This is a genomic window from Bacillus sp. FSL K6-2841 (assembly GCF_037976435.1).
GTDB classification, from domain to species: domain Bacteria; phylum Bacillota; class Bacilli; order Bacillales; family Bacillaceae; genus Bacillus; species Bacillus pumilus.
In genome coordinates this window covers 3,241,441-3,265,071 of the sequence record NZ_CP150266.1, presented here as the reverse complement: position 1 = coordinate 3,265,071, position 23,631 = coordinate 3,241,441, and the positions used below count along the sequence as shown (strand labels likewise).

26 protein-coding genes are annotated in these 23,631 nt (G+C 39.8%); 16 read left to right on the top strand and 10 right to left on the bottom strand.

The annotated features are described in order from the left end of the window. The first annotated feature begins 37 nt into the window (after positions 1-37). Genes MHH68_RS16725 through MHH68_RS16715 form a run of 3 tightly spaced genes read left to right on the top strand, consistent with a single transcriptional unit; the run spans position 38 to position 2,770 of the window. Positions 38-904 (top strand): F0F1 ATP synthase subunit gamma, encoded by an 867-nt coding sequence (locus MHH68_RS16725; protein ID WP_012011547.1) that lies wholly within the window; start codon positions 38-40, stop codon positions 902-904. A gap of 24 nt (positions 905-928) precedes the next feature. Beyond that, on the top strand, positions 929-2,350 hold the full coding sequence (gene atpD, locus MHH68_RS16720; RefSeq protein ID WP_012011546.1) for a F0F1 ATP synthase subunit beta: 1,422 nt from the start codon (positions 929-931) through the stop codon (positions 2,348-2,350). A 24-nt stretch (positions 2,351-2,374) separates the two neighbouring features. Next, complete coding sequence (locus MHH68_RS16715; RefSeq protein ID WP_003214592.1) at positions 2,375-2,770, top strand: F0F1 ATP synthase subunit epsilon; 396 nt, start codon at positions 2,375-2,377, stop codon at positions 2,768-2,770. Between the two features lie 42 nt (positions 2,771-2,812). On the opposite strand, the gene MHH68_RS16710 is transcribed toward MHH68_RS16715, so the two are convergent. After that, on the bottom strand, positions 2,813-3,286 hold the full coding sequence (locus MHH68_RS16710) for a hypothetical protein (RefSeq protein ID WP_034620330.1): 474 nt from the start codon (positions 3,284-3,286) through the stop codon (positions 2,813-2,815). A gap of 170 nt (positions 3,287-3,456) precedes the next feature. Between MHH68_RS16710 and MHH68_RS16705 the strand changes: the two genes are divergently transcribed. From MHH68_RS16705 to MHH68_RS16680, 6 genes are all read left to right on the top strand, one after another. After that, positions 3,457-3,687: a DUF1146 family protein gene (locus MHH68_RS16705; RefSeq protein WP_339164231.1), complete on the top strand. Its 231-nt coding sequence runs from the start codon at positions 3,457-3,459 to the stop codon at positions 3,685-3,687. Between the two features lie 128 nt (positions 3,688-3,815). Then, on the top strand, positions 3,816-4,550 hold the full coding sequence (locus tag MHH68_RS16700) for a YwmB family TATA-box binding protein (RefSeq protein WP_339164229.1): 735 nt from the start codon (positions 3,816-3,818) through the stop codon (positions 4,548-4,550). 32 nt (positions 4,551-4,582) lie between these two features. Then, positions 4,583-5,890 (top strand): UDP-N-acetylglucosamine 1-carboxyvinyltransferase, encoded by a 1,308-nt coding sequence (murA, locus tag MHH68_RS16695; RefSeq protein WP_034660278.1) that lies wholly within the window; start codon positions 4,583-4,585, stop codon positions 5,888-5,890. Positions 5,891-6,143: 253 nt separating this feature from the next. After that, positions 6,144-7,169, top strand: a complete 1,026-nt coding sequence (gene spoIID / locus MHH68_RS16690; protein WP_339164227.1) for a stage II sporulation protein D — start codon at positions 6,144-6,146, stop codon at positions 7,167-7,169. A 323-nt stretch (positions 7,170-7,492) separates the two neighbouring features. Continuing rightward, positions 7,493-8,191: a VWA domain-containing protein gene (locus tag MHH68_RS16685; protein WP_081042276.1), complete on the top strand. Its 699-nt coding sequence runs from the start codon at positions 7,493-7,495 to the stop codon at positions 8,189-8,191. A gap of 82 nt (positions 8,192-8,273) precedes the next feature. Then, a complete protein-coding gene (locus MHH68_RS16680; protein WP_058013481.1) occupies positions 8,274-8,951 on the top strand; it encodes a VWA domain-containing protein in 678 nt (225 codons plus the stop codon). Between the two features lie 54 nt (positions 8,952-9,005). Here MHH68_RS16680 and MHH68_RS16675 read toward each other — a convergent pair whose 3' ends face one another. After that, positions 9,006-11,354 (bottom strand): FdhF/YdeP family oxidoreductase, encoded by a 2,349-nt coding sequence (locus MHH68_RS16675; RefSeq protein WP_268497452.1) that lies wholly within the window; start codon positions 11,352-11,354, stop codon positions 9,006-9,008. Positions 11,355-11,436: 82 nt separating this feature from the next. Further along, positions 11,437-12,702 (bottom strand): OFA family MFS transporter, encoded by a 1,266-nt coding sequence (locus tag MHH68_RS16670; protein WP_058013483.1) that lies wholly within the window; start codon positions 12,700-12,702, stop codon positions 11,437-11,439. A 134-nt stretch (positions 12,703-12,836) separates the two neighbouring features. On the opposite strand from MHH68_RS16670, the gene fdhD reads away from it, so the two are divergent. Both fdhD and moaA read left to right on the top strand, forming a co-directional pair. Next, positions 12,837-13,625 carry a formate dehydrogenase accessory sulfurtransferase FdhD gene (gene fdhD / locus MHH68_RS16665; protein ID WP_339164222.1) on the top strand — a complete coding sequence of 263 codons (789 nt, stop codon included), beginning with the start codon at positions 12,837-12,839 and terminating at the stop codon, positions 13,623-13,625. Positions 13,626-13,635: 10 nt separating this feature from the next. Beyond that, on the top strand, positions 13,636-14,643 hold the full coding sequence (gene moaA / locus MHH68_RS16660) for a GTP 3',8-cyclase MoaA (RefSeq protein ID WP_339164219.1): 1,008 nt from the start codon (positions 13,636-13,638) through the stop codon (positions 14,641-14,643). A 254-nt stretch (positions 14,644-14,897) separates the two neighbouring features. Here moaA and rpsN read toward each other — a convergent pair whose 3' ends face one another. From rpsN to MHH68_RS16640, 4 genes are all read right to left on the bottom strand, one after another. Further along, complete coding sequence (rpsN, locus tag MHH68_RS16655) at positions 14,898-15,167, bottom strand: 30S ribosomal protein S14 (RefSeq protein ID WP_012011533.1); 270 nt, start codon at positions 15,165-15,167, stop codon at positions 14,898-14,900. Between the two features lie 16 nt (positions 15,168-15,183). Then, on the bottom strand, positions 15,184-16,380 hold the full coding sequence (locus tag MHH68_RS16650; protein ID WP_058013486.1) for a GTP-binding protein: 1,197 nt from the start codon (positions 16,378-16,380) through the stop codon (positions 15,184-15,186). 81 nt (positions 16,381-16,461) lie between these two features. Beyond that, complete coding sequence (rpmG, locus tag MHH68_RS16645; protein WP_268497460.1) at positions 16,462-16,611, bottom strand: 50S ribosomal protein L33; 150 nt, start codon at positions 16,609-16,611, stop codon at positions 16,462-16,464. Positions 16,612-16,755: 144 nt separating this feature from the next. After that, the gene (locus MHH68_RS16640; protein WP_058013487.1) at positions 16,756-17,178 is read right to left on the bottom strand and encodes a DUF5362 family protein; all 423 of its coding nucleotides are present in this window, start codon (positions 17,176-17,178) and stop codon (positions 16,756-16,758) included. A 528-nt stretch (positions 17,179-17,706) separates the two neighbouring features. Here MHH68_RS16640 and MHH68_RS16635 point away from each other — a divergent pair. Then, complete coding sequence (locus MHH68_RS16635) at positions 17,707-18,111, top strand: hypothetical protein (protein ID WP_339164215.1); 405 nt, start codon at positions 17,707-17,709, stop codon at positions 18,109-18,111. A gap of 44 nt (positions 18,112-18,155) precedes the next feature. Here the strand turns inward: MHH68_RS16635 and MHH68_RS16630 are convergent, their stop codons facing one another. Further along, positions 18,156-18,665: a hypothetical protein gene (locus MHH68_RS16630; protein ID WP_058013489.1), complete on the bottom strand. Its 510-nt coding sequence runs from the start codon at positions 18,663-18,665 to the stop codon at positions 18,156-18,158. Positions 18,666-18,763: 98 nt separating this feature from the next. Here MHH68_RS16630 and MHH68_RS16625 point away from each other — a divergent pair, with 98 nt between their 5' ends. From MHH68_RS16625 to MHH68_RS16615, 3 genes are read left to right on the top strand one after another with little or no spacing between them, the layout of a single operon-like run. Then, entirely contained in the window at positions 18,764-20,563 is a 1,800-nt protein-coding gene (locus tag MHH68_RS16625) for an ABC transporter ATP-binding protein (RefSeq protein ID WP_339164212.1), read from the top strand. 1 nt (position 20,564) lies between these two features. Further along, positions 20,565-21,122, top strand: a complete 558-nt coding sequence (locus MHH68_RS16620; protein WP_339164209.1) for a MauE/DoxX family redox-associated membrane protein — start codon at positions 20,565-20,567, stop codon at positions 21,120-21,122. Next, positions 21,119-21,649, top strand: a complete 531-nt coding sequence (locus MHH68_RS16615) for a thioredoxin fold domain-containing protein (RefSeq protein WP_061409833.1) — start codon at positions 21,119-21,121, stop codon at positions 21,647-21,649. The genes MHH68_RS16620 and MHH68_RS16615 overlap by 4 nt, the downstream gene beginning before the upstream one ends. Positions 21,650-21,681: 32 nt before the next feature. Here the strand turns inward: MHH68_RS16615 and MHH68_RS16610 are convergent, their stop codons facing one another. After that, entirely contained in the window at positions 21,682-22,191 is a 510-nt protein-coding gene (locus MHH68_RS16610) for a GNAT family N-acetyltransferase (RefSeq protein WP_058013493.1), read from the bottom strand. Positions 22,192-22,306: 115 nt separating this feature from the next. Here MHH68_RS16610 and MHH68_RS16605 point away from each other — a divergent pair, with 115 nt between their 5' ends. Then, a complete protein-coding gene (locus tag MHH68_RS16605) occupies positions 22,307-23,203 on the top strand; it encodes a peptidoglycan DD-metalloendopeptidase family protein (RefSeq protein ID WP_058013494.1) in 897 nt (298 codons plus the stop codon). 80 nt (positions 23,204-23,283) lie between these two features. Here the strand turns inward: MHH68_RS16605 and MHH68_RS16600 are convergent, their stop codons facing one another. Next, a complete protein-coding gene (locus tag MHH68_RS16600; protein WP_339164205.1) occupies positions 23,284-23,631 on the bottom strand; it encodes a P-II family nitrogen regulator in 348 nt (115 codons plus the stop codon).

Here is a 23,631-nt window from a genome sequence, read left to right as displayed (position 1 = left end):
AATGAACACGGATTCCTGAAAAAAGGTGGTGAAATCTTTGGCCTCATTACGCGATATAAAGTCAAGGATCACGTCAACGAAAAAATCGAGTCAGATCACAAAAGCGATGCAAATGGTATCAGCTGCGAAACTGAATCGTGCTGAAAACAATGCGAAGTCTTTTGTTCCTTACATGGAGAAAATCCAGGAAGTGGTTGCTGCAATCGCAACTGGAACAAGTGCTAAGCACCCAATGCTTCTTTCAAGACCTGTCAAGAAAACAGGATATCTCGTCATTACATCTGATCGAGGACTTGCAGGACCTTTTAACAGCTCGATTTTGCGTGCCGCTTACCAAACCATTCAATCTCGTCATCAGTCAGCTGATGAATATGCGGTAATTGTGATTGGTAAAATCGGACGCGACTTCTTCAAAAAGCGCGGTATTCCAGTTATTTCTGAAGTAACAGGGCTTGGAGACGAAGTAGCGTTTGCTGATATTAAAGAATTAGCAAGCAGTACAGTTCAAATGTTCTCTGATGAAGCGTTTGACGAACTTTACATGTTTTACAACCACTTTGTCAGTGCCATTTCACAAGAAGTAACAGAAAAGAAATTATTGCCGCTAACGGACATTTCGGCCGCAGCGACACCTAATAAACGTTCCGCATCTTATGAGTTTGAGCCTTCTGAAGAAGAAATTCTTGAAGTTCTCCTTCCTCAATATGCAGAGAGTTTGATTTTCGGTGCGCTTCTTGACAGTAAAGCAAGTGAACATGCTGCAAGAATGACAGCAATGAAGAGTGCAACAGACAACGCAAAGGAATTGATCGACAGCCTGACACTCTCTTACAACCGTGCTCGTCAAGCAGCGATTACACAAGAGATTACAGAAATTGTCGGCGGAGCAGCTGCCTTAGAATAGAAATAATTGTCAGGAGGGAATGCAATGAAAACAGGACGCATCAGTCAGATCATGGGACCAGTCGTAGACGTTCGTTTTGAAGATGGTCACTTGCCTGAGATTTATAATGCGATCAGAGTTTCGCATAAAGCGGAAAGTGAAAGTGAAGTTGATATCGACTTAACTTTAGAAGTAGCACTACATTTAGGTGACGATACAGTGAGAACCATCGCAATGGCTTCAACAGATGGTGTGAAGCGCGGTATGGAAGCTGTAGACCTTGGAAAACCAATTTCAGTACCAGTTGGTAACGTAACACTTGGACGTGTATTCAACGTACTGGGAGATAACATTGACTTAGATGAGCCACTTGGTGTGGAAGCTCAAAGAGATCCAATCCACAGACAAGCGCCTTCTTTTGATCAACTTTCTACAGAAGTTGAAATTCTTGAAACGGGTATTAAAGTTGTTGATCTTCTTGCTCCTTACATCAAGGGCGGAAAGATCGGTCTATTCGGTGGAGCCGGTGTAGGTAAAACCGTTCTGATTCAAGAATTGATCAACAACATCGCACAAGAACACGGCGGTATTTCTGTATTCGCTGGTGTTGGAGAGCGTACACGTGAAGGAAACGACCTTTACTACGAAATGAAAGATTCTGGCGTTATCGAAAAAACAGCCATGGTCTTCGGACAAATGAACGAACCACCAGGTGCACGTATGCGTGTTGCCCTAACTGGTTTGACAATGGCAGAGCATTTCCGTGATGAACTAGGTCAAGACGTATTGTTCTTCATCGATAACATCTATCGTTTTACACAAGCAGGTTCTGAAGTATCAGCCCTTCTTGGACGTATGCCTTCAGCGGTAGGTTATCAGCCGACACTTGCAACAGAAATGGGTCAGCTGCAAGAGCGTATCACGTCTACAAACGTAGGATCGGTTACATCGATTCAAGCGATCTATGTACCTGCGGATGACTACACGGATCCAGCTCCAGCAACAACGTTCGCTCACCTTGATGCAACGACAAACCTTGAGCGTAAGCTGACTGAAATGGGTATTTACCCAGCGGTTGATCCTCTTGCTTCAACATCTCGTGCACTTGCACCTGAGATCGTTGGCGAAGAGCACTATGCCATTGCGCGTGAAGTGCAGCAAACATTGCAGCGTTATAAAGAACTACAAGATATCATTGCCATTTTAGGTATGGATGAATTATCAGAGGACGATAAGCTTGTTGTACATAGAGCGCGTCGTGTTCAATTCTTCCTATCTCAAAACTTCCACGTAGCAGAGCAGTTCACTGGCCAAAAAGGTTCTTACGTGCCATTGAAAGAAACTGTTAAAGGCTTCAAGGAAATCTTATCTGGTAAATACGATCACCTTCCAGAAGATGCATTCCGCTTAGTTGGACGCATTGAAGAAGTGGTTGAAAAAGCCAAAGAGATGGGTGTAGAGGCCTAATCTGGTCCTTAGGAGGGTAAAAGCATGAAGACCGTTCAAGTCAATATCGTTACTCCCGACGGCCCAGTGTATCAAGCGGATGTGGAAATGGTCAGTGTGAGAGCAGAAAGCGGTGAGCTTGGTATTTTAGCTGGCCACGTTCCAATGGTTGCTCCGCTAAAAATCGGTGCAGTTCGCTTAAAACATAGTGGATCAACTGAATTGGTTGCAGTAAGTGGCGGATTTGTTGAAGTTCGCCCTGAACAAGTAACCATTCTTGCTCAGGCCGCTGAAACATCAGATAAAGTTGATGTCGACCGTGCGAAATCAGCGAAACAGCGTGCTGAAGAGCATTTGAACCACCCGAATGAAAGTGATGTACGCCGGGCGGAACTCGCATTAAAACGGGCGTTAAACCGTTTAAATGTAGCAGGGAAATAAAACAGAAAATCCTTCTTATCACAATGATAAGAAGGATTTTTTTTAGAATGACATGAGGGATTGGTACATTGACACATACGGGTGAGAATCCTGTTTTTCAAGATATAAGTGCTCGCAAAACTGCGTACTATGCCACGTTTTATTGTGCCGGCGCAAACCCAGCGTATATTGATGCGGAGAGTCCATATAAGGACGTACCACCCAGTCAGCATCAGAATGATGACGGAGGACAACCTCTCCCATATATACACTCATCATCGCTTCTAATGCATCTATTGGCATTTTCCACTCAGCAAACAACTGCTTGGTAAATGCATCAAAGTAAAGTGTTTCTAACTGATACAGGCTCTCCTCAGAATAATCCAAAGAAATGTTATGAAAATGACACAATTGCGCTAATTCTTCTAGCTGTGTCTGTCTATAATCAAAGTAGAAAGCAATGGCCTCCCATTCATGATCAAATGAGGGAACCAGTTCTCCGTACAAATCAACAAAGTCAGGAAAAGAATCTTTCAATGTGTACAGCTCCTTCCACACGCAGTATATCATCTCCTTGGCACCAGGATAAGAGGGGATTTACTCTAAATGTAGCTCTTTTTTCCAAATGATTCATCTTTCCGATTTTCGCGGATATAATGAAAGGGAGTTTTCCTTTACAGAAATAAATAAAAGGAGGATTCAACTGTATGGACGACGTAGGACAACAAGCAATTGTGAGTATTGTGATCCACCTGTTTTTTATTGCGATTACATGGTGGGCATTGCTTGCCGTAAATATTGACCCACTAATTAAAAAAGGGAAAATCATTCAGGCAAGATTGCTGATGATGCTCATTACCATTGCTATTGCATCTGCAGTCAGCAATTTCTTCCTTGATTACTTAAATTTCTCCAGACAAATCCCTTATATGTTCTAACATAAAAGGTTTGGTCACTGCCTTATGCGGGAACGTAAAAAGAAGTGTCAAAAGTATGGCCTTTGATGACTTTTCCACGTATGCATAGACCTCCTTGCGGCAACACTTGTAGCAAGGGGGAATGAGAAGTGAGAAAGTATATAAAAGGTTGGCCATTATTTGCGTTTATTCTTTTTTTTGTTCTGATGATTCAAGGTGTTCGTGCGGAAGAATCTTCTCCGCTCGCCCAAATAGCAGAAGGTCTGAACAACCAGCAAATTGAAGTAGATGGATGGACTCTTCACGCCAAAACAAATGTAAACATTTCATCCGAACAATTTTCAAAAAAAGTGAAACGTTTCAAAGACGAACTACGACAGTATGAGTGGACCGAAAAAGAAGAACAACATGTCACCAAAGTCACAGGAATTTACAAAGATGAAAAAAATGATACATTAACGAAAATTTTACTCGTGAAGACCGACACAAAATCCAATCAAAAGTCGTATTTATTATATGAGCAAAAAGGTGCTCGCCCACTGAATACCTGGGAGCATACATATGATCAGTTCGTACGTCATGCAAAAAGCATATTACAAGAGAAATTTGTAATTTTTACTTGTCTCGATGGTCATGTAAATGGTATGATGGATGTTGTTTTGCAAAAAAAAGCTGAAATGTTAGGAAATGAATTTCAAGCAAAACCAGTTGAGTATCTCGTTGAGTCTAATTTTGTGTCGCTTTCCGCTTACACAGATAAGTGGGAACAGTTCATTATGACTTCAAATGATAAAATGAATGTTCAAATTGCCATCAGAAGTTCGGAAATGAACGAAAATCATACGATTACGGTTGGCACACCAATCGTAACGACTGAATATTAATATAGAGAATTTGGGACGCGGAGGGGAAGACCTTGGAAAAAATCATCGTCCGCGGCGGTCAAAAGTTAAACGGTACAGTTAAAGTAGAAGGAGCAAAAAATGCCGTTTTACCAGTTATCGCTGCATCTTTGTTAGCAAGTACAGAAAAAAGCGTAATTTGTGATGTACCTACGCTCTCCGATGTATATACAATCAATGAAGTGTTACGTCATTTAGGAGCAGAAGTACATTTTGAAAATAACGAAGTATCAGTGGATGCATCTCATGCACTAGAAACTGAGGCTCCGTTTGAGTATGTCCGTAAAATGCGAGCGTCTGTGCTCGTCATGGGACCACTTTTAGCAAGAACAGGTCATGCAAGAGTTGCATTACCTGGAGGCTGTGCGATTGGTTCAAGACCAATTGACCAGCATTTAAAAGGCTTTGAAGCAATGGGAGCTAAAATTCAAGTAGGAAATGGTTTCATCGAGGCTGAAGTCAAAGGCCGTTTAAAAGGTGCGAAAATCTATTTGGATTTCCCAAGTGTTGGCGCAACTGAAAACATCATTATGGCAGCAGCATTAGCTGAAGGAACAACGATTTTAGAAAACGTAGCAAAAGAACCTGAAATTGTTGATTTGGCAAACTACATCAATGCCATGGGCGGTAAAGTTCGCGGAGCTGGTACTGGTACAATCAAAATCGAAGGTGTGGAAACACTTCACGGTGCAAAACACAACATCATCCCTGACAGAATTGAAGCAGGTACTTTCATGGTGGCAGCAGCCATTACAGAAGGAAATGTTCTTGTGAAAGGCGCAGTGCCGGAGCACATGACATCACTTGTAGCAAAAATGGAAGAAATGGGTATTCAGATCATTGAAGAAGAAGAAGGTTTAAGAGTCATTGGACCATCTGAGCTCAAGCCAATTGATCTAAAAACAATGCCACATCCTGGTTTCCCAACGGATATGCAATCTCAGATGATGGCGCTATTGCTTCGTGCGAACGGAACAAGCATGATTACAGAAACGGTATTTGAAAACCGCTTTATGCATGCAGAAGAATTCCGCCGTATGAATGGTGATATTAAAATTGAGGGTCGCTCTGTTATTATCAACGGGCCGGTTCAACTTCAAGGTGCTGAAGTGTCAGCGACTGATTTAAGAGCAGGAGCAGCACTTGTACTTGCTGGATTAGTAGCAGAAGGTCATACACGTGTCACTGAGTTGAAGCATATCGATCGTGGATATGTGAACTTCCACCAGAAGCTTGCAGCAATCGGTGCAGATATTGAAAGAGTAAACGATGAAACAGCAGATGTGACACAAGAACAAGTTGTATCAGATCTGAACGCGTAATCATCAAGAAATCAGTGTGTCCATGGGGCATGCTGATTTTTTTTAGAATCATAGATTGCTTTATTTTTAAAGCTTATCATTAGTGTATCCAATCATCTTAAATTTTATTCATACAGACGAACAGTAAAATCAGTTGATAAACAGCCTCTTATCTTCATCAAAAGACTTGTCCACCGAATGAAAGAAGCTGTCATATTAGCTTGTCCCTCCCCATAGGATAAAAGAGATTCAATGAAAATGGGGGCAGCCAAATATGAAACCAATGATATGGACCATCGCAGGAATATGCATCATTATTTTAATGATTCCAACTTTACTTGTGTTGCCGACGTTTCAAGGGAAACCGGAGGCAAGCCAGCATGTATCAGCGGAGCCATCAGTTAAAAAAGAAGTGAAGGGTACAGTCAAATTGAAGCAATCACCCGTCGTTATCCCCGTTTATCGTTCTGCTCATCAACAGGTAGAAAACATCCCCTTAGAAGAGTATGTGATCGGTGTCGTAGCGTCTGAAATGCCAGCTGATTTTGAGATGGAAGCACTCAAGGCACAGGCACTCGCCGCAAGAACGTATATCGTCAGACAAATGATTATCGATAAGACCGTCAAATCACCAAAGGGCTCTCTTGTAGATGATACCCAAATGTTCCAGGTGTATAAAAACAAGCAGGAACTCAAGAAAATTTGGGGGAAGGCGTACAATTGGAAGTTGAAAAAAGTTACAGAAGCTGTTGCCAGCACACAAGGAAAAGTGCTGACTTATGACGAGAAGCCAATTGATGCTTCATTCTTTTCAACAAGTAACGGGAAAACGGAAAATGCCGAAGCTTATTGGAAAAATGAAATCCCATATTTGAAAAGTGTTTCAAGTAAATGGGATGAAAAATCGCCAAAATTTCAAAACAAGAAAACCATCCCAGTTAGTGAATTTCAGCAAAAATTAGGTGTGACGCTCACTCAGCAGGCTCAGGTAGGACAGATAGTAGAACGGACACCAGGTAATCAAGTAGCAAAAGCCGTAATAAACGGTAAAACACTGACAGGCAGAGACATTCGAGAGTCATTAGGACTTCATTCAGCGGACTTTACTTGGGAACGCCAAGGCCAGCAAATCATCATCACGACAAAAGGGTATGGCCATGGTGTTGGAATGAGTCAGTACGGTGCGCATTATATGGCACAGTCAGGCAAAAAAGTGGATGCTATCGTGAAACATTATTATAAAGGGATTCAAATTGAATCAGCTGATCGTTTTCTTAACACATATATGGCTAAAAAATAAAGCAAAGGTGCCTCAGAATGGGGCATCTTTTTTGTGTGTTTCAAGAGGTTTGAACAGAATGTGTCAATTTGCGACTTAAGACGCACCTCAGGAAATCTTAAACATTTACGTCCCGACAAGCACCGATGGCCGATACAAAGCCCCTCGAAAGAAGGAGAAAACAAGAGAAAAAATGATGTGTTGGGTGAATGTATCTAGACAACTGACAGATTTTTAGTGATTTTGATGAAAGAGAAAAAGGGACCGAGTCCTATACCATTCCAAGACAGAATATTTTACGATTAAGATGTTTCAATTTAATACATAGGGAGGAAGGAAAAATGATGTTGAAAAAAGTATTTACACTCGTAACCTTAGCTGTATTGACATTATCTATGTCAATCTCTTCACCAGTATTTGCAAAAGCATCTACAGTCAAAAAACATAACAAAGATGTAAGAGTCACCATTTTACTTGATGCAAGTGGAAGCATGGCAAGAAAAGTAGAGGGAGAACGCAAATTTGACCTCGCTAAACAAGAGGTATTTAAATTTGCTCAGTCACTTCCAAAAGACGCTAAAATTCGTATGAGTTTGTTTGGCTCTGAAGGAAACAACAAAAATTCAGGTAAAGCTCAATCATGTGAAGTCATTAGAGGCGTTTATGGCGTACAGCCTTACGAAAAAGACAGCTTCGAAAACTCATTAAACGGACTTGGACCAAATGGCTGGACACCGATTGCTCGTGCTCTTGAAGATGCAAAGCAAACGGATGAACAGCTTAATAATGGTACAAAACATATTGTGTACCTCATCACTGATGGCGAAGAAACTTGTGGCGGAGATCCAGTAAAAGTAGCAAAAGAATTGCATAACTCTAAAGGGTCGACTGTTGTTAATGTCATTGGATTAGACTTTAACGATGGCTATGAAGGTCAATTAAAGCAAGTAGCCAAAGCTGGTAAGGGCCATTACTACCAAGCAAGCACTGGTAAAGAAATGGGTTCTATCCTGTCAGCAGAATCATTAAAATTACACGAATAACTTGCTGAACAAAAGGGAAACGATTGATGTATGCTTTCGTTTCTCTTTTTCTGTACAAATGTAAAAAGGGAGGTTTTTATAAATGAAACGCAATATTGTATTAACTATTTTGGCTAGCCTTGTCCTGCTTCTTTCTTCACCAGCTCATGCTGTGACAAAAAAACAGGAGCCAGCTCATGTGGTGATATTACTTGATTTAAGCGGCAGCATGGCACAATCAGTTGAAGGCGAAAAGAAAATCGATATCGCCAAACGTTCTATTCAAAGCTTCGCAAGTATTTTATCAGATGATACACAAGTCCTTCTTCGTGTGTTTGGTCATGAAGGAACCAATAAAAATGCTGGAAAAGCAATTTCTTGTGGAAGCTCTGAAGCCGTTTATGGATTTGGATCATATGAATCATCAACATTTCAGCAAGCTCTGAATGTGTATAAACCAACCGGCTGGACACCACTTGCAAAAGCATTAACAGATACGAAGCAAGATTTTGAAGATCACCAGGCTGAAGGGAAAAATATTGTCTATGTCGTCAGCGATGGTAAAGAAACTTGTGGAGGAAGCCCTTCACAAGCAGCAAAGGAACTACATGAAGGCGGAATTGACACCATTGTTAATATCATCGGCTTTGACGTGAATGAAAAAGAAGCAAAAAGTCTAAAGTCTGTTGCAAAAGCGGGCGGTGGACAATATCAACCGGCTGCAAATGCCGAAGAATTGAATCACATTCTACAAAGTGAAGCGAGCACTTTTGGTCAGTAGGATATGAATGGGAGCTGGGGATTTGTTTTCCCCAGCTGTTTTTTTAGGTGAAGATCAATTCAAAGTGGTTTCTAATTCATCAATTCGTTTCTCCACGTAGTGCTGGTCTTTTCTTGCATGAAAGGTTTCAGCTTTTTCTAATATGGCCGCCGTATTATATTCGGGAATCTGTGAGTAGCTCTCATACACACCCTTTGGAATTAAAACGTTCCCTTCAGGCCAGTAAACAGCGATATTGCCACGTTTCAACTCCCCAAATTGAGCGACTCCTTGGTAGGATCCATATTGATTAAACAAAACAACTGGATCACCTTCTTTGACATAAAGTTCTTTAGCATCATCTTCATTCATCAAGATAGAATGACGCTTCCCACCATTAAAGGCATCCTTTTCACTATAGATCATGGAGTTGAATTGCTTTCCTCTTCTTGTCGTGATATGAAAATGACCCTCAGTTTTTCGGTATTGAGGCAGCTGGGCAGGAAGAAGATGTCCTTTGCCGTCCGGTGTTGGACACTCTCCGTCTTCACATAGCCAGGCACCTCCCCATTGAAAAACGTCTCCTTTATGACGTAAATGCTGGATGCCATCATAGTTTCGATTTGCGATCGCAATCTCGCGGCGAATGTCTTCAGCCGTTTCGAAATGAATCAGCTCAGCATCTTCTGGCCGTACTCTTTTTGCAAGATCAATATAAATATCCCATTCTGCTCTGGCTTCCTCAATCCGAGGACCTTCAATTTCTGGACTGAAATATACCATGCGTTCCGTACTAGTGGATGTACCGCCGCCTGGCTGTTCATACCTTGTCATAGCAGGCAGAACAATTACCGTCTCCTCTGCCTCTACAAGTGTAGAGGTATTCAAAATGATATCTTGATGGACACGAAGTTCAAGCTCAGATAAAGCTTTTTCGATCGCATCTGGATTTGGCATCGTTTCTAAAAAGTTCCCGCCGCTCGTAAACAGCATTTTGAGTTTTTGCGGATGTTCTTTTGGGAGAGCCATTTTCTCAAATGATTGCCCAATAGTGTCACCATGCCACTTCGGAATGTCAAAACCCCAAATTTTTTCGATTCTTTCAATATTCTCCTCATCAAAATCACTGCCCGGCAAAACAAATGGGTCAGCACCCATTTCACCAGAACCTTGAACACCGCTATGCCCGCGAATTGGCATGACACCACAATGTTTCCTGCCAATAAATCCACGTAACATAGCAAGGTTGGCAACCTGTGATATATTATCAGTTGCAAAGCGGTGCTGAGTAAGACCCATGCTCCAAATGAAAACGCCTGAATTGGCATTGGCAAGAAGGATGGCAAATTCCTTCATTCTTTCTTTTGATAAGCCTGATGATGTCTCTAGGTCTTCCCATTTCAATTGTGCGACATGCTGCTGTAAATCCTGTATGCCGGTAGTATGAGCTTGAATAAATTCATGATCAAGAGCGGAATGGGGGGCGTGCTGCTCCATGTCAAACCAATGTTTGATGACACCGTTCATAAACGCAATATCGCCGCCTATATTGACTTGATAGAAATCATCCGCGATTTTTGTGCCGAATAAAGCACTTTCTGGAATAGAGGGAACCCAGTACTTTTCCATGGCAGGCTCTTTGTACGGATTGATGACAATAATTTTGGTTCCTTTCTTTTTCGCCGCATACATATATTTAGTTGAAACGGGCTGATTGTTTGCTGCGACAGATCCCCAAAAAATTAAGACATCTGTTCCGATCCAATCGTTGTAATTACAGCTGGAGGCTCCTATCCCAAGGGACCGCTTAAGAGCGGTTTTGCTCGGTGAATGACAAATGCGAGACGCATTATCAATATGATTTGTCCCGATAAAGCGAGCTGCCTTCGCAGCGGTATAATAGACTTCATTTGTAATTCCTCTAGCTGTTAAATAGAAAGCGAGCTGCCGTTTATCAATTGATTTGATTTTAGCTGCGATTTGATCTAATGCATCATCCCAAGAAATACGCGTAAAGGCATTGTCACCTTTTTTTCGAATGAGTGGATAAGGGATACGACCAAGTTTGCGAAGAGTGGTGCTGTCCATGTGTTTGAGCTGTTGAATGTCTTCAAACCATTTTGGATCAATAGCTGGCATTGTATTAAGTCGAAGTACATTTAGTCTTGTGGTGCATATATGAGGTCCTGCGAGCGTTTGGTCATATAACCCTGAGACACCAAGGGCGCAGCCGTCACACACGCCTTGCGTTAAAATACGATATGCATAGGGGAGATTATCCTTGTTCTCCCACGCCACTTTCATCGTATCTCGAATGTGTTTCGGCTTTACTTTTCCAAGTCCCATAGGCGCAAAAGAAGCCCATAGCTTTGGTGAGGGTTTTTTATTAAGCTTAATAGGCCCCTTATGTTTTGTTTTCCCCATGATATCATCACCCTCCTATTACTATATAAAGCGTTTTCATATCTAAAAATTACCTTTAGATTGTGATTCTGTCAAATTCAAATTAAGGTCGGGATGAGATAGAAGAAGTAGCAGTAAGGTTTGTTTCTCTAAGCTGCTGAATATCCTTCCGGATGAGAAGAGATATGATAAAAGCGATGAAAAATAAGCCAGAGAACACCATCAGACTCTGCGTGTAGTTACCTGTTATATCCCGGATAAAGGATGAAAATAAAGGTCCTGCTAAACCAGCAGCTGCCCAAGCTGTCAGAATATAACCGTGTATGGCACCAAGTTGTTTCGTGCCAAATAAATCCCCAATATAGGCTGGAATTGAGGCAAACCCTCCTCCATAGCACGTATAAATGATCGCCATCACGATTGAAAAGACGAGTGGTTCTTTTAAGTAGGGAAGTAAAGGAAAAGCAATGAGCTGGATACTAAAGAAAATTGTATACGTATTCGGCCTTCCGATATAATCTGAGAAGGAAGCCCAGCCAATCCGTCCTAAACCATTAAAAGCACCTAAAATGCCAACAAGGGTAGCTGCAGCACCTGCAGTGAATCCAACACTTTCTTGAGCAAGAGGCGATGCTACTGAAATAATGGCAATTCCGCATGTGATATTAATAAAGAGCATGAGCCACAAATAATAAAAACGTCGTGTTTTGATCGCTTCATTTGCTGTAAGCTGTGATAAATCCTGAGGGATTTTTCTTTGATTTGTTTTTAACACGTCAAATTGTTTGACGTCATCAGGTGTTGGTGGTGATAAATAAAGAGATGAAATCACCATGATCATAAAATAGGAAATTCCAAGAATGTAAAAGGTATTTGCGATATCTACTTTTTCAATGAGATATTGGATAATTGGACTGCAAATAAGAGACGCAAATCCAAAACCCATAATAGCTAAGCCAGTTGCAAGTCCTCTTCGGTCCGGAAACCATTTCACTAAAGTTGATACAGGTGCAATATAACCTACCCCTAATCCTATCCCAGCGAGTACACCATAAAATAAATAGAGGAGAGGGAGTGAGGACATGTGGACAGCGAATCCTGACCCTGTCATTCCGATACCGAAGAAAATGGCTGAGAAGAGCCCTGATGCCCTTGGACCATACCTTTCAACGAAATGTCCCATGAAAGCAGCAGATAATCCTAAAAATAAAATAGCAATACTGAAGGTTAGGCTTATTTCTGTCAATGACCACTGAAAGGCTTGATGTAAAGGATTCGTAAAAACACTCCAAGCATAAACAGACCCAATAGATAAATGAATCCCCACAGCACTTGTTGCGATGAGCCAGCGATTTTTCGATTTGTTCATTTTGTTCCCCCCATATAAAGCAATCAAAAAGTTTGATAAGATAGAAATATGTTACATTTTTATGACTTTTTAAAATAATATCACAATTTGATTGGTTCATATAACTAAATTTGTGCTGAAAGGAAGATCATACAATGAATCCTTCTGTTAAAAAGAAACGAGTCATACACCAATACCGTGAAGGTCAATTTACTTGCAAAACAGATGAAGTTGTAGAAGAATTTCCTTTAACTGTGATCGTGAATGGAGAGGAATTTGTAACACTTGTTTGTTCACCAGATCATTTGAAAGAGTTGGTGATCGGTTTTTTAGCTTCAGAAGGAGTCATTCGATTTGAAAATGAGATTAAAAGGTTTACAATAGATGAAAGTATGGGCTTTGCCTATGTTGAATTAGTTCACTTAAGCGGATTTCAATCATCAGATTTTACAAAGCGGGTGATTGGTTCTTGCTGTGGGAAAGGGAGACACTTTTATTTTCTCCAAGATGTGAAAACAGCAAAAACAGCCATTGATCGAATCAGCATTTCTGCTGAAACCTGTATGCGTCTAATGAAATGTTTACAAGAAGAAAGTCAATTGTTTCAACATACTGGTGGTGTGCATAATGCTGGACTGTGTGATACAGAAAAGCTATTCATCACTAGAACTGATATAGGAAGACATAATGCATTAGATAAAATCTATGGATACTGTTTACTTCATCAGATTCCGCTTAGAGATAAAATTCTTGTGTTTAGCGGCCGGATATCGTCAGAAGTTCTATTGAAGGCAGCAAAACTAGGAGTGTCAATCGTCATCTCAAAATCAGCACCTACTGAGCTGGCGCTTAATATGGCAGAAGAATTAAATATCACGACAGTTGGATTTGTCAGAGGAGAATCTTTTAATATATACACTCACCATCAGCGTATAACAGAATAGGAGGCAAAGTATGGACAGTATATTGGATAAGAGACATCGACCATTGCGCGATTTAAGAATATCAGTAACAGATCGCTGTAACTTTAGATGTACGTACTGTATGCCTGCTGAAATTTTTGGACCAGATTATCCTTTTTTGAATAAAGAAGAACTGCTTAGTTTCGAAGAAATTGAACAGCTTGCTACTCTTTTTGCAAAGGACCTAGGTGTGGTGAAAATACGCATCACGGGTGGCGAACCCTTAATGCGAAAAGATTTGCCTCTCTTAATAGAAAAGCTCTCAAAAATTCCAGGAATCGAAGACATTGCTATGACAACCAATGGAACGCTTTTACCTGTATATGCAGAAAAGTTAAAGAAAGCAGGTCTTCAAAGAGTCACCATTAGTTTGGATTCATTAAATCCTGACCGTTTTAAGCAAATGAACGGAAGGAATATTTCTATCCAAAAAGTGTTTGATGGGATTGAGGCTGCAAAAAAAGCTGGACTTGTTATTAAGATCAATATGGTTGTTCAAAAAGGTGTGAATGATCAGGATGTTTTGCCAATGGCAGCTTACTTTAAAAAAGAAGGACATATTCTCAGATTTATCGAGTTTATGGATGTCGGAAATACGAACAAATGGAATCTAGAGCATGTCATGACAAAGAAAGAGATCATTGGTCTAATTGATTCAACATTTCCCATCAAACCAGAACCTCCTCAATATCCAGGTGAAGTAGCCAGCCGATTCTTTTACCAAGATGGATCAGGAGAGATAGGCATTATTTCTTCTGTTTCAGATGCTTTTTGTGGAACATGTAATAGAGCGAGACTTTCTGCTCGCGGTGAATTGTTTACATGTCTTTTTGCATCATCGGGTTTTGATCTGAAACGGGTGATTCGCTCGACAAAAGATAATGAAGATATAAAGAACATATTGAAAGAACTATGGTCGAATAGACAAGATCAATATTCAGCCGAGAGAGAGAAGAAGAAAGATCAGAAAAAAGTTGAAATGTCATACATCGGTGGGTAGTGACAACAAAGTATCATGATCATGATTTTTTGAAAAGTAGAGAAAATATCCTAATCATTGTTGAAAATCTGTTTTTAGAAATAGGTCTATTCATCTGAAGAATCCTGTCATGATCAAAAACCAGCAGATTTTCTGCTGGTTTTTAAAATGTTATTTTGTGTCTCGAGAAGGTGGAGATAAGCTTAGAAAATAGATTTTTCAACATTTTTTACTACTTTACTTTTATTGGAGCTGTGATAAGATCAACTCAATCTTTACCAGCTCGATTTTTTCACTCCTGGAATGTGGCCCTTATAGGCAAGCTCACGAAAAGCAATTCTAGACATTTTAAATTTTCGTAAGTAACCTCTAGGGCGACCGGTTAATTCACAGCGATTTTTTAAGCGGGTAGGGGAAGAGTCTCTAGGTAATTTCCGCAAAGCTTCATAGTCACCTTGTTCTTTTAACTCTTTTCTTAATTCTGCATATTTCAATACAAGCTGCTGCCGCTTTTTTTCTTTAGCAATTTTAGATTTCTTTGCCACTTAAAACCCTCCTGGCTTAATGTTGGATGTTCCATTGAAAGGGGTCTTCAAACGTTTTCCAATCTTGATCAAATTCCTCAGGTGTGAGTAAGCATTGATCAAGTGTGCGAATGATATCTGCTTTAGGTAAATCTACGCCAATAAACACAAGTTTTGTATGCCTGTCACCAAATTCTGCGTCCCACTCATCAAGAAGCTCTGGTTCTTGCTTTAATATCTGTGCTTTTTCTTGCTCAGGCAAGGCAGCAATCCAGTAGGCAATTGGTTCAATCTGAACAGATTTTCCAGCCTGTGAAATTAATATGGTTAAATCATGATGTGTGGCAAGCCATGTAAATCCTTTAGCGCGAACTATTTGCTCTGGCATCTGATCTAACCAATTATTTAACCTGCCAGTATGGAAGGGGAGTCTTCTTTCATAAACAAAGGATGAGATTTGGTATTCTTCAGTTTCCGGCGTATGCTGAGAATGCCCTGCGTTGATTTCTTTAATCCAGCCAGCAGAAGCACTGGACTTTTCAAAGTCGAATAAACCAGTATTTAAAATGTCACTGGGTTTTACTTGCCCTTTTGAGGTTCTGATGATAGATGCTTCTGGTTGAAGTGTTGTCAGCACGTGCTCAAGTCGGTCTAATTCTGAGTTTGATACTAGATCACACTTATTGATAATCAGGACGTCACAAAATTCAATTTGATCAATCAGTAAATCGGAAATTTCTCGTTCGTCATCATCGGAAACGGCTTGTTTACGGTCTAATAGACTTTCTCCTGACTGGAAGTCGGTCCAGAAACGATTCGCATCTACAACAGTGACCATCGTGTCTAACCGGCAAAAGCGTGTCAAATCTATCCCCATTTCTTCATCAATATAAGAGAAAGTTTGCGCGACTGGAATTGGTTCACTAATACCTGTTGACTCAATGACAATATAATCAATATGACCAGTCTTACATAGGCGCTCTACTTCAATTAACAAATCTTCTCTTAATGTGCAGCAAATACAACCATTAGATAATTCAACTAGCTTCTCATCTGATCGGGAGAGCTCACCGCCTTGTTTGACTAGTTCTGCATCAATATTAATTTCGCTCATGTCATTAACAATCACAGCTACTTTTAACCCTTTACGATTTTGTAGTACATGATTTAATATTGTTGTTTTTCCAGCTCCTAAAAAACCGCTTAATACTGTAACGGGTATTCGCTTATTCATTTCCTTCTGTCCCTTTGCCAACGATCATGTTCATTTCCGCCTCTCTTAAAAAGTAATGATTACGATTTAAAACCTAAAAAATTATTTTGTTTCTCTATGAAGGGTATATTTCTTTAACCGAGGAGAATATTTTAATAACTCAAGTCGGTCCGGATTCGTTCTTTTATTCTTTGTTGTGATATAGTTTCTGTCACCTGTTTCAGTACAGGCTAAGGTAATTTTTACGCGCATCAGTAATAGGCCCCTCCTTTAATTCGTAATAGTTACGATTTGTATTTTAAAATGATCAAGAGGGAATGTCAAGCTTAGTAGGGTGACCAATGCAAAATGATCAAACAAAAGGGGGTATCGAATATTCATTGATACCCCCCTCCATTAATAAAAGTCACCAAGCTCTTCTTCGTATTCACCTTCGTATTGCTGAATGTCACTAGGAATTTCTTGAAGAAATGCTAGACCGCCTAATATCAGCATCAGGATAATGGCGATGAATGAGAGAATGGCTGCGACAATACTTGATATGGCAAATAGCGTCTGCATTTTCATCATCTTAGCATATTGTTCTAATAACTCTTCATAAGAAGTATCAGGAGTTTGAATTAATTGTTCAGCTGCGTTTACAGATTTTTGTACATGGATTCCCATCATAATGAGGAAGACGCCAAGGGCAGCAGGAAGAACAAGCCAAAAACCAATAAGAATAGCTAAGCCCCCTGAAATATAGAGAAATATACTACCAACTTTTCCCCACTTTGTGATCGAATGAAGAGATTGAATGATTTTCTCAGTTTGTTGCAATGGTGTTCACTCCTTTATGTATTCACTCTTTATCATACTTGAGCAGGTAGTACTTTAGGAAGAGTGAATGTAGAACAAATAAAAAATATTTCTATCTTCACTTTACTATTTATAGATAAATAAATTATCTTCGAATAAGAAAAAAGTAACATTTACTAATTAATTTTAACGACAATTTATGTCATAAATAAGATTAGTAGTTAAAATTAATTAGTAAAATTATCAAAATATGTTGTTAGTTGTCTTGTAATTGGTTATTATTGTGTTGTGTTACCATAAAATTTGGAAGGTGGAATTCATATGTTAGATCGTTTCTTAAACAAAATGACCAATGTTCAACCTGCAGCTTCAAGATGTATTTTGCAAAAATTAGTCACTTCATGCAAATCAGCGCCAACTTGTTTCCTTCAAGGTGTTGGAACTTTCCGTTACTACGTGGATCGTGATACAGGTGAGATTTGTACTAGCCAAGAACGCATTAGATGTGGCTGCTAAATTCAAGGATTTTATTTAATAGGATGTGAACGCATGAGCATATCTTCAATTTCATTCTTAACAAATGCTATGCAGACGTCAAACAGTCGTCAAGCGGGTCAAACATCCAATTCTTTTTTAAACCAAGCAGCGAAAATTGTTCAAGGCGACCATTCTCCAGAAGAGAGAAAGGCATTATTTCAACAATTGACTCTAGTTCAGCAAGGAAAAGATTTAGAGCTTCATGTGTCTAAATTAAAGGAACTAGAGAAAGAGGTTCAAAAAGAATCGTCTTCTTCGTCCGTTACTGTGAATCAGCATGGTGACCAAGTAGATATTTCAAATGAGGCTCGCAGTGAGTTTGAACAAGCTGAGGAACAAGCCACAGCTTCAAGTGAAGTGAGTGAGATCGCTGCAAGGGAAAAGGATCAGGATGTTCAGGCAGATCCAAACCAATAAAAAAAGAGGCGTGTGTTTTTTATCTTCACATGCCTCATTTATGTTTATTTTGCAGAGAACCTTGAATAAAGACCATCGGGAAAAGGAGCTGCATATGAGATTGTTTCATCTTCTTCTACCATGATGTAATATGGAAACTCTTCAATATGAAAGGCGCCTATCATTTGTTCGTCTACTGAGATAATTCGCATGCTGGTTTGGTTATCACGATATAATTCTTGATCCTCTTCTTTCCCATTCTTTAACAAAATACTAAAAGAAATGTCTAATTGACGCTGCTTTTTCGTTTCTAGGAATTGTTCCAGTGATGGAATGCAGTGCGGACATGCTGTGTCAGTGAATATAAGCAGCTGTTGCTTGTGATTGTTTTGCAGTAAATCATTTATTTGAATAGGTGATGGTTTTTCGAGTAGCGGATGAACAAGTTTTTGTCCAACATGCTGGATTGGTAAGATGATTAATGCCATCTGGTGTTTTAAATAGATCATGATTCCGATCGTCAATAAAAGGCTGCAAAGAATAAGAGTTAGCTGTAAAAGTAAGATTGAAGTCATCGTATATCGTCCTCTCAGAATGAAGTTACGCAGAGCTATCATAATATGAATATCAAAATTATGTCAATTATACTAAATGGTGTAAGGTGGAGCGTTTGATGAGTACAGTGAACCATTGTTTATATGCAATCTCTTATACTTGGAAAAGAAGTCGATCATATCTTCTGTTAACTCTATTCATCCAAGTGATCGTTGGCTTTATGCCTTTGGCTAGTGTCTGGATTATTCAAACATTGATTAATGAAATTATTTTATTTATGACTTCTTCAGGTGACATTCAAAAGGTTTTAAGGTTATTTGGGTTGCAAATGGTCATTGTGGTTTTAGGATATGGGCTGCAATTCATTCTTCAGCTTAGTCAACAGAAAGCGACAAATTTGATTGGTTTGCATTTGAAGGGTGAATTGCTTCAAAAGGCGACCAGGCTTCCATATATTACATTTGAACACCCGTCTTTTTATAATGAAAGTCAACGTGTGATGAACAGTCATCAGCATGTTCTGAGTATGGTTAGAAGTATTTTTACAATTATGAGCGCATTGATTACTGTTGTATCACTTCTCATTTATATGATTGGTATCCATTGGGGCTTGGCGGTCATTCTGATCTTATGTACTCTGCCTGTCTTATGGATTGAGCTTTTCTTTGGAGGCGCACGGTATCAATTAAATCGGATGTTAACTGCCAATGATCGAAGAGAAATGTATGTATCCGACCTTGTTGCACAGCGAGATTCATTGAAGGAAATCCGTTTATATGGAATTGGAGATTACCTTCTTCAAAAGTGGCAAGGTCATTATGTAAAAAGTGCAGATGAAAAATATAAATTACTCAAACGTCAGGTTCGCTGGGAGATGGCAGGCGGATTGCTTATGACATTTGCCTATGTGTGCTGTGGTCTTTTTATTGTCTTTCTTATCTTTCAAAAGAAATTAGCTGCGGGTACTTTTGTCGCTGTACTCCAAGCTGTGCAAAATATTCAAAGCGGTTTTCAGGATTTGACGAGGGAATGTTCTAGTTTATATGAAACGAGTCTCTATATTGATGAAATGAGAACTTTTCAAAAGAGAGAAGAAGAAATTGATGAGCAGACAGAGGAAGGGGCATCGCTTCGGAGGATTGAATGTATTCAGTCCATTACGCTAGAAAATCTCTCTTTTACCTATCCGAATATGAAAACGCCTGCTATTGAACATATACATTTTCATATCAATAAAGGTGAACGCATTGCATTGGTAGGGGATAATGGATCAGGTAAGACGACCTTAATTAAATGTTTGACCGGTTTATATGATCCAGACAAGCCGAATATGCAAAAGGTCAATGGTGAGTCTATTTCAACCATTTATAAAAAATCCTATCATGCGAGAATGGCTGTCCTTTTTCAAGATTTTATGAAGTACGAATTCACTGTGAAAGAAAATATTGGATTTGGCCGTATCGACGAAATAGATAAGGAAGAGCGCACGATCTCAGCTGCACGGCAAGCAGGCATAGAGAAAAGAATTCATCAAATGGAAGAAACATACGATGCGCAGCTTGGCCGTTTTTTTGAAGAAGGTCATGAACTGTCTGGCGGACAATGGCAAAAGCTTGCGATGGCGAGAACCTTTTTTAGAGAAAGTGATTTTATCATTTTAGATGAACCGACTTCTGCTCTCGATCCACTATCGGAGATTTCACTCATTCGAAAGCTATTCGATCATACGCAGGATCAAGGGGTCTTGTTTATCACACATCGTATGGGAGCAGCCCGCTTAGCAGATCGGATTATCGTGATGAAGGATGGTGCTTTCGTTGAAGAGGGGAACCATGAAGAGCTAATGGCGCTAGATGGAGAGTACAAAAGGCTTTACGAGGCACAATCCCAACTATTTCAACAAAAGGAGATGGCGTAAGGTGAGTGTCTTTTATTTTATAGGTGTCTATTTGTTAGGAATGATCTTTGCAGGTACATGGCTTGATAAAGTGAGAAAACAAACGGCGCATATTCAGCAGATGAATGCTTATCGACTGCTGCCTCCTGTGCTCACGGCGCCAATGTTTTATTTGTTTTTGACTGTTGAATTGGTTTGTACGGGTTTATTGTTCGTGTGGAACATGTCTCTTGTACCTGCGATTGGCCTTACAGCACTTTTATGTATCTATACTGGAGCGGTCACCTTCAATTTATTGAGAGGACATCGTAACATTTCATGCGGCTGTGGAGGTTTGTTTGAAAATGATCATCTTCACTGGGGAATTGTGATTCGTAATGTGTCGATGCTGGCTCTTGTGATTGGGTTGTTTTATGCACATCCCTATGTAGAAACAATTCCATGGCCATTTCATATGATCTGTTTTCTGATTGCAGTGGCTGTCTATTTGATTATAGCGGTGGGGAAAACCATTGTGATGTTCAAAAGAAAATGGATGAATCAATTTGAATCGTATATAGAAGGAGACCAAGTGAAATGACTGATATTCTACTAATTATTGTGTTATTCATTGTCATTGCTCAGCTGGCTGTCGTGTTTTTGCTTGCCCGCTTTATCGGAAAATTTATGAGTAAAATTAAATCCCTTGATGGGATTGAATTAAAGGAAGCGGATGTTGGTGATGCTGCGCCGTTATTTCGAAGCTATACACATTTAGGAGATAAGGTCATTTTAAAGGAGTATTTACAGAGTGGAAGAGCTGTGATGCTGTTATTTGTAAATACCACTTGTATGACATGCAAAAGCATTTTATCTGATATGCGTCAGCACATTTCTAGTGATGATACTCAATTTATTTTCATCAATGGAGATGAACAAGGAGATGATGCATTGCTCCTTCAATTGCTGCCTGATCAAGCTGTGTATATGCGCTCTTCGCAAATCATGGAGCTGTATGGGGTAACTGTCGTTCCGCAAGCGATTCTGATAGATGAACATGGCATCATCCTCCAAAGAAAAGCTGTTCAAAATGCGAAACAGTTTGAACAGTTGTTACACGCATCATAAAAAAGCGTCTCTTTGTTTGAGAGACGCTCATTTTATAATTCTTTTCCTAGAATGTCTAAATCGTACCTGCTGCCGTCCATTTCTGCGATGCGTGGCAGGTGACCCCATGTCTCAAAGCCGTGCTTTTTAAATAATCGAATGCTGGCTTCGTTGTGCCCGAAAATAAAGGCAAGTAACGTTCGAATGCTTAGTGAAGGTGCCAGCTCAATGGCTTCTTGTAAAAAAAGTGACCCTAAGCCTTTCCCGCGATAGTCTTGGTTTAAGTAAATACTCATTTCAACGGTTCCGTTGTATGCAGGTCTTCCATAAAAGGTTTCAAAGCTGAGCCAGCCGTAAATATGTCCATCCTTATCTGTTTTCACATAGAGAGGTCTTTTCTCTGAATGATTTAAAAACCATTGTCGGCGGTCTTCAACTGAAACTGGTTCTGTATCGGCGGTTACTTCTCTTGAAGCAATGGTCGAATTGTAAATATCAACGATTGCTTTGAGGTCATCTTCTGTTGCTATTCGGTTGAAAGTTTTCACAATAAAGTCCTCCATCTTTTTTCATTCATCATACATATTATTGATGCGATTGCGCAAAATAAAAAGAAAAATGATTTCGTGTGTATATATTTTTTGAAAAGTGTTCAGAATGTTGCTGAGGTGATGAAAAATGAGAGAGGAAGAAAAGAAACGTACTTCCAAAATCACAAAAGTTCAGCAATTTTTCCGTAAGCGCTGGGTATTCCCTGCAATTTACTTGGTCAGCGCAGCGGTCGTGTTAACAGCCGTTCTTTGGTATCAAGCTGTATCAAAAGATGTGAAAGACCAACTATCTGATGGAAATCAAACAGGGCAAGAACAGCGTGATGATGCCGTTGAAGTTGGAAAGCCAATTGAAAATGTTGCCATGCCAGTCCAGAATTCTGATAATGTTTCTGTCGTGAAAAAGTTCTATGAAGCAGATGCTGATCAAAAAGAAAAAGAAGCAGCACTTGTAAACTATAATAACACCTATACCTTGAGCAAAGGTATTGATCTTGCAGATAAAGATGGCAAAGTGTTTGACGTCACAGCTGCTCTTAGTGGAACAGTGGTTCAAGCGAAAAAAGATCCAGTTCTCGGTCACGTCGTTGAAATTGAACATGAAGATGGATTATCGACTGTTTATCAATCGTTGTCACAAGTGAGTGTTAAAGAAGGCGATGAAGTGAAGCAGAATGATGTCATCGGTGCTTCTGGTAAAAATCTTTATGGTGCTGAAAGCGGCAACCATGTGCATTTTGAAATTCGTATGGAAGGTTTAGCGCTTAATCCACTTAGCTTTATTGACAAGCCTGTTTCAACTATTGAAAAGGCCGCGCAAGAAGTGACGGAAGAAGCAAAAGAACCTGCTCAGCCAAAAGCTGATGAAAAAACGAAGGAACCTGCTGCTGAAGATAAGGCCAAAGAGCCTGCTGGAGAAAAATCTGAAGAAAAGTCTGATGAGAAGGGGAAATCCTCTGATCAAGAAAAGTCTTCTGATTCCTCTAAAGACAGCAGTCAAACTGAAGAAACAAAACAATCTTAAGTCTTGAAACCTCTGTATATGAATCATGCAGAGGTTTTTTTCTGTCTTTAAAAAATCCCCCGCACTCAGCGGAGGATGGTTTAAAGGGCGGCAGGTCCTTCTTCACCTGTCCGAATGTTGATTGTATTTTCTATCTCATATATAAAAATTTTCCCATCCCCTGGTTCGCCTGTACGAAGTACCTTTTGAGCTGTTTCAACGACCTGTTCGACAGGTACTTTGCTTAGGACGATTTCAATCTTTAATCGTTCGTACACATTGCTTTCCTTTTTGACGCCGCGGTATAACTCTGTATGTCCCTTTTGTAAACCGCAGCCGTGTACATTCGAAAAGGTAATGGAAGTGACACCAATCTTTCCAATCTCCACCTTTAATGTTTCAAAATTGGCTGGACGTGTGACAATCTCCACTTTATACATTTTGCTCAT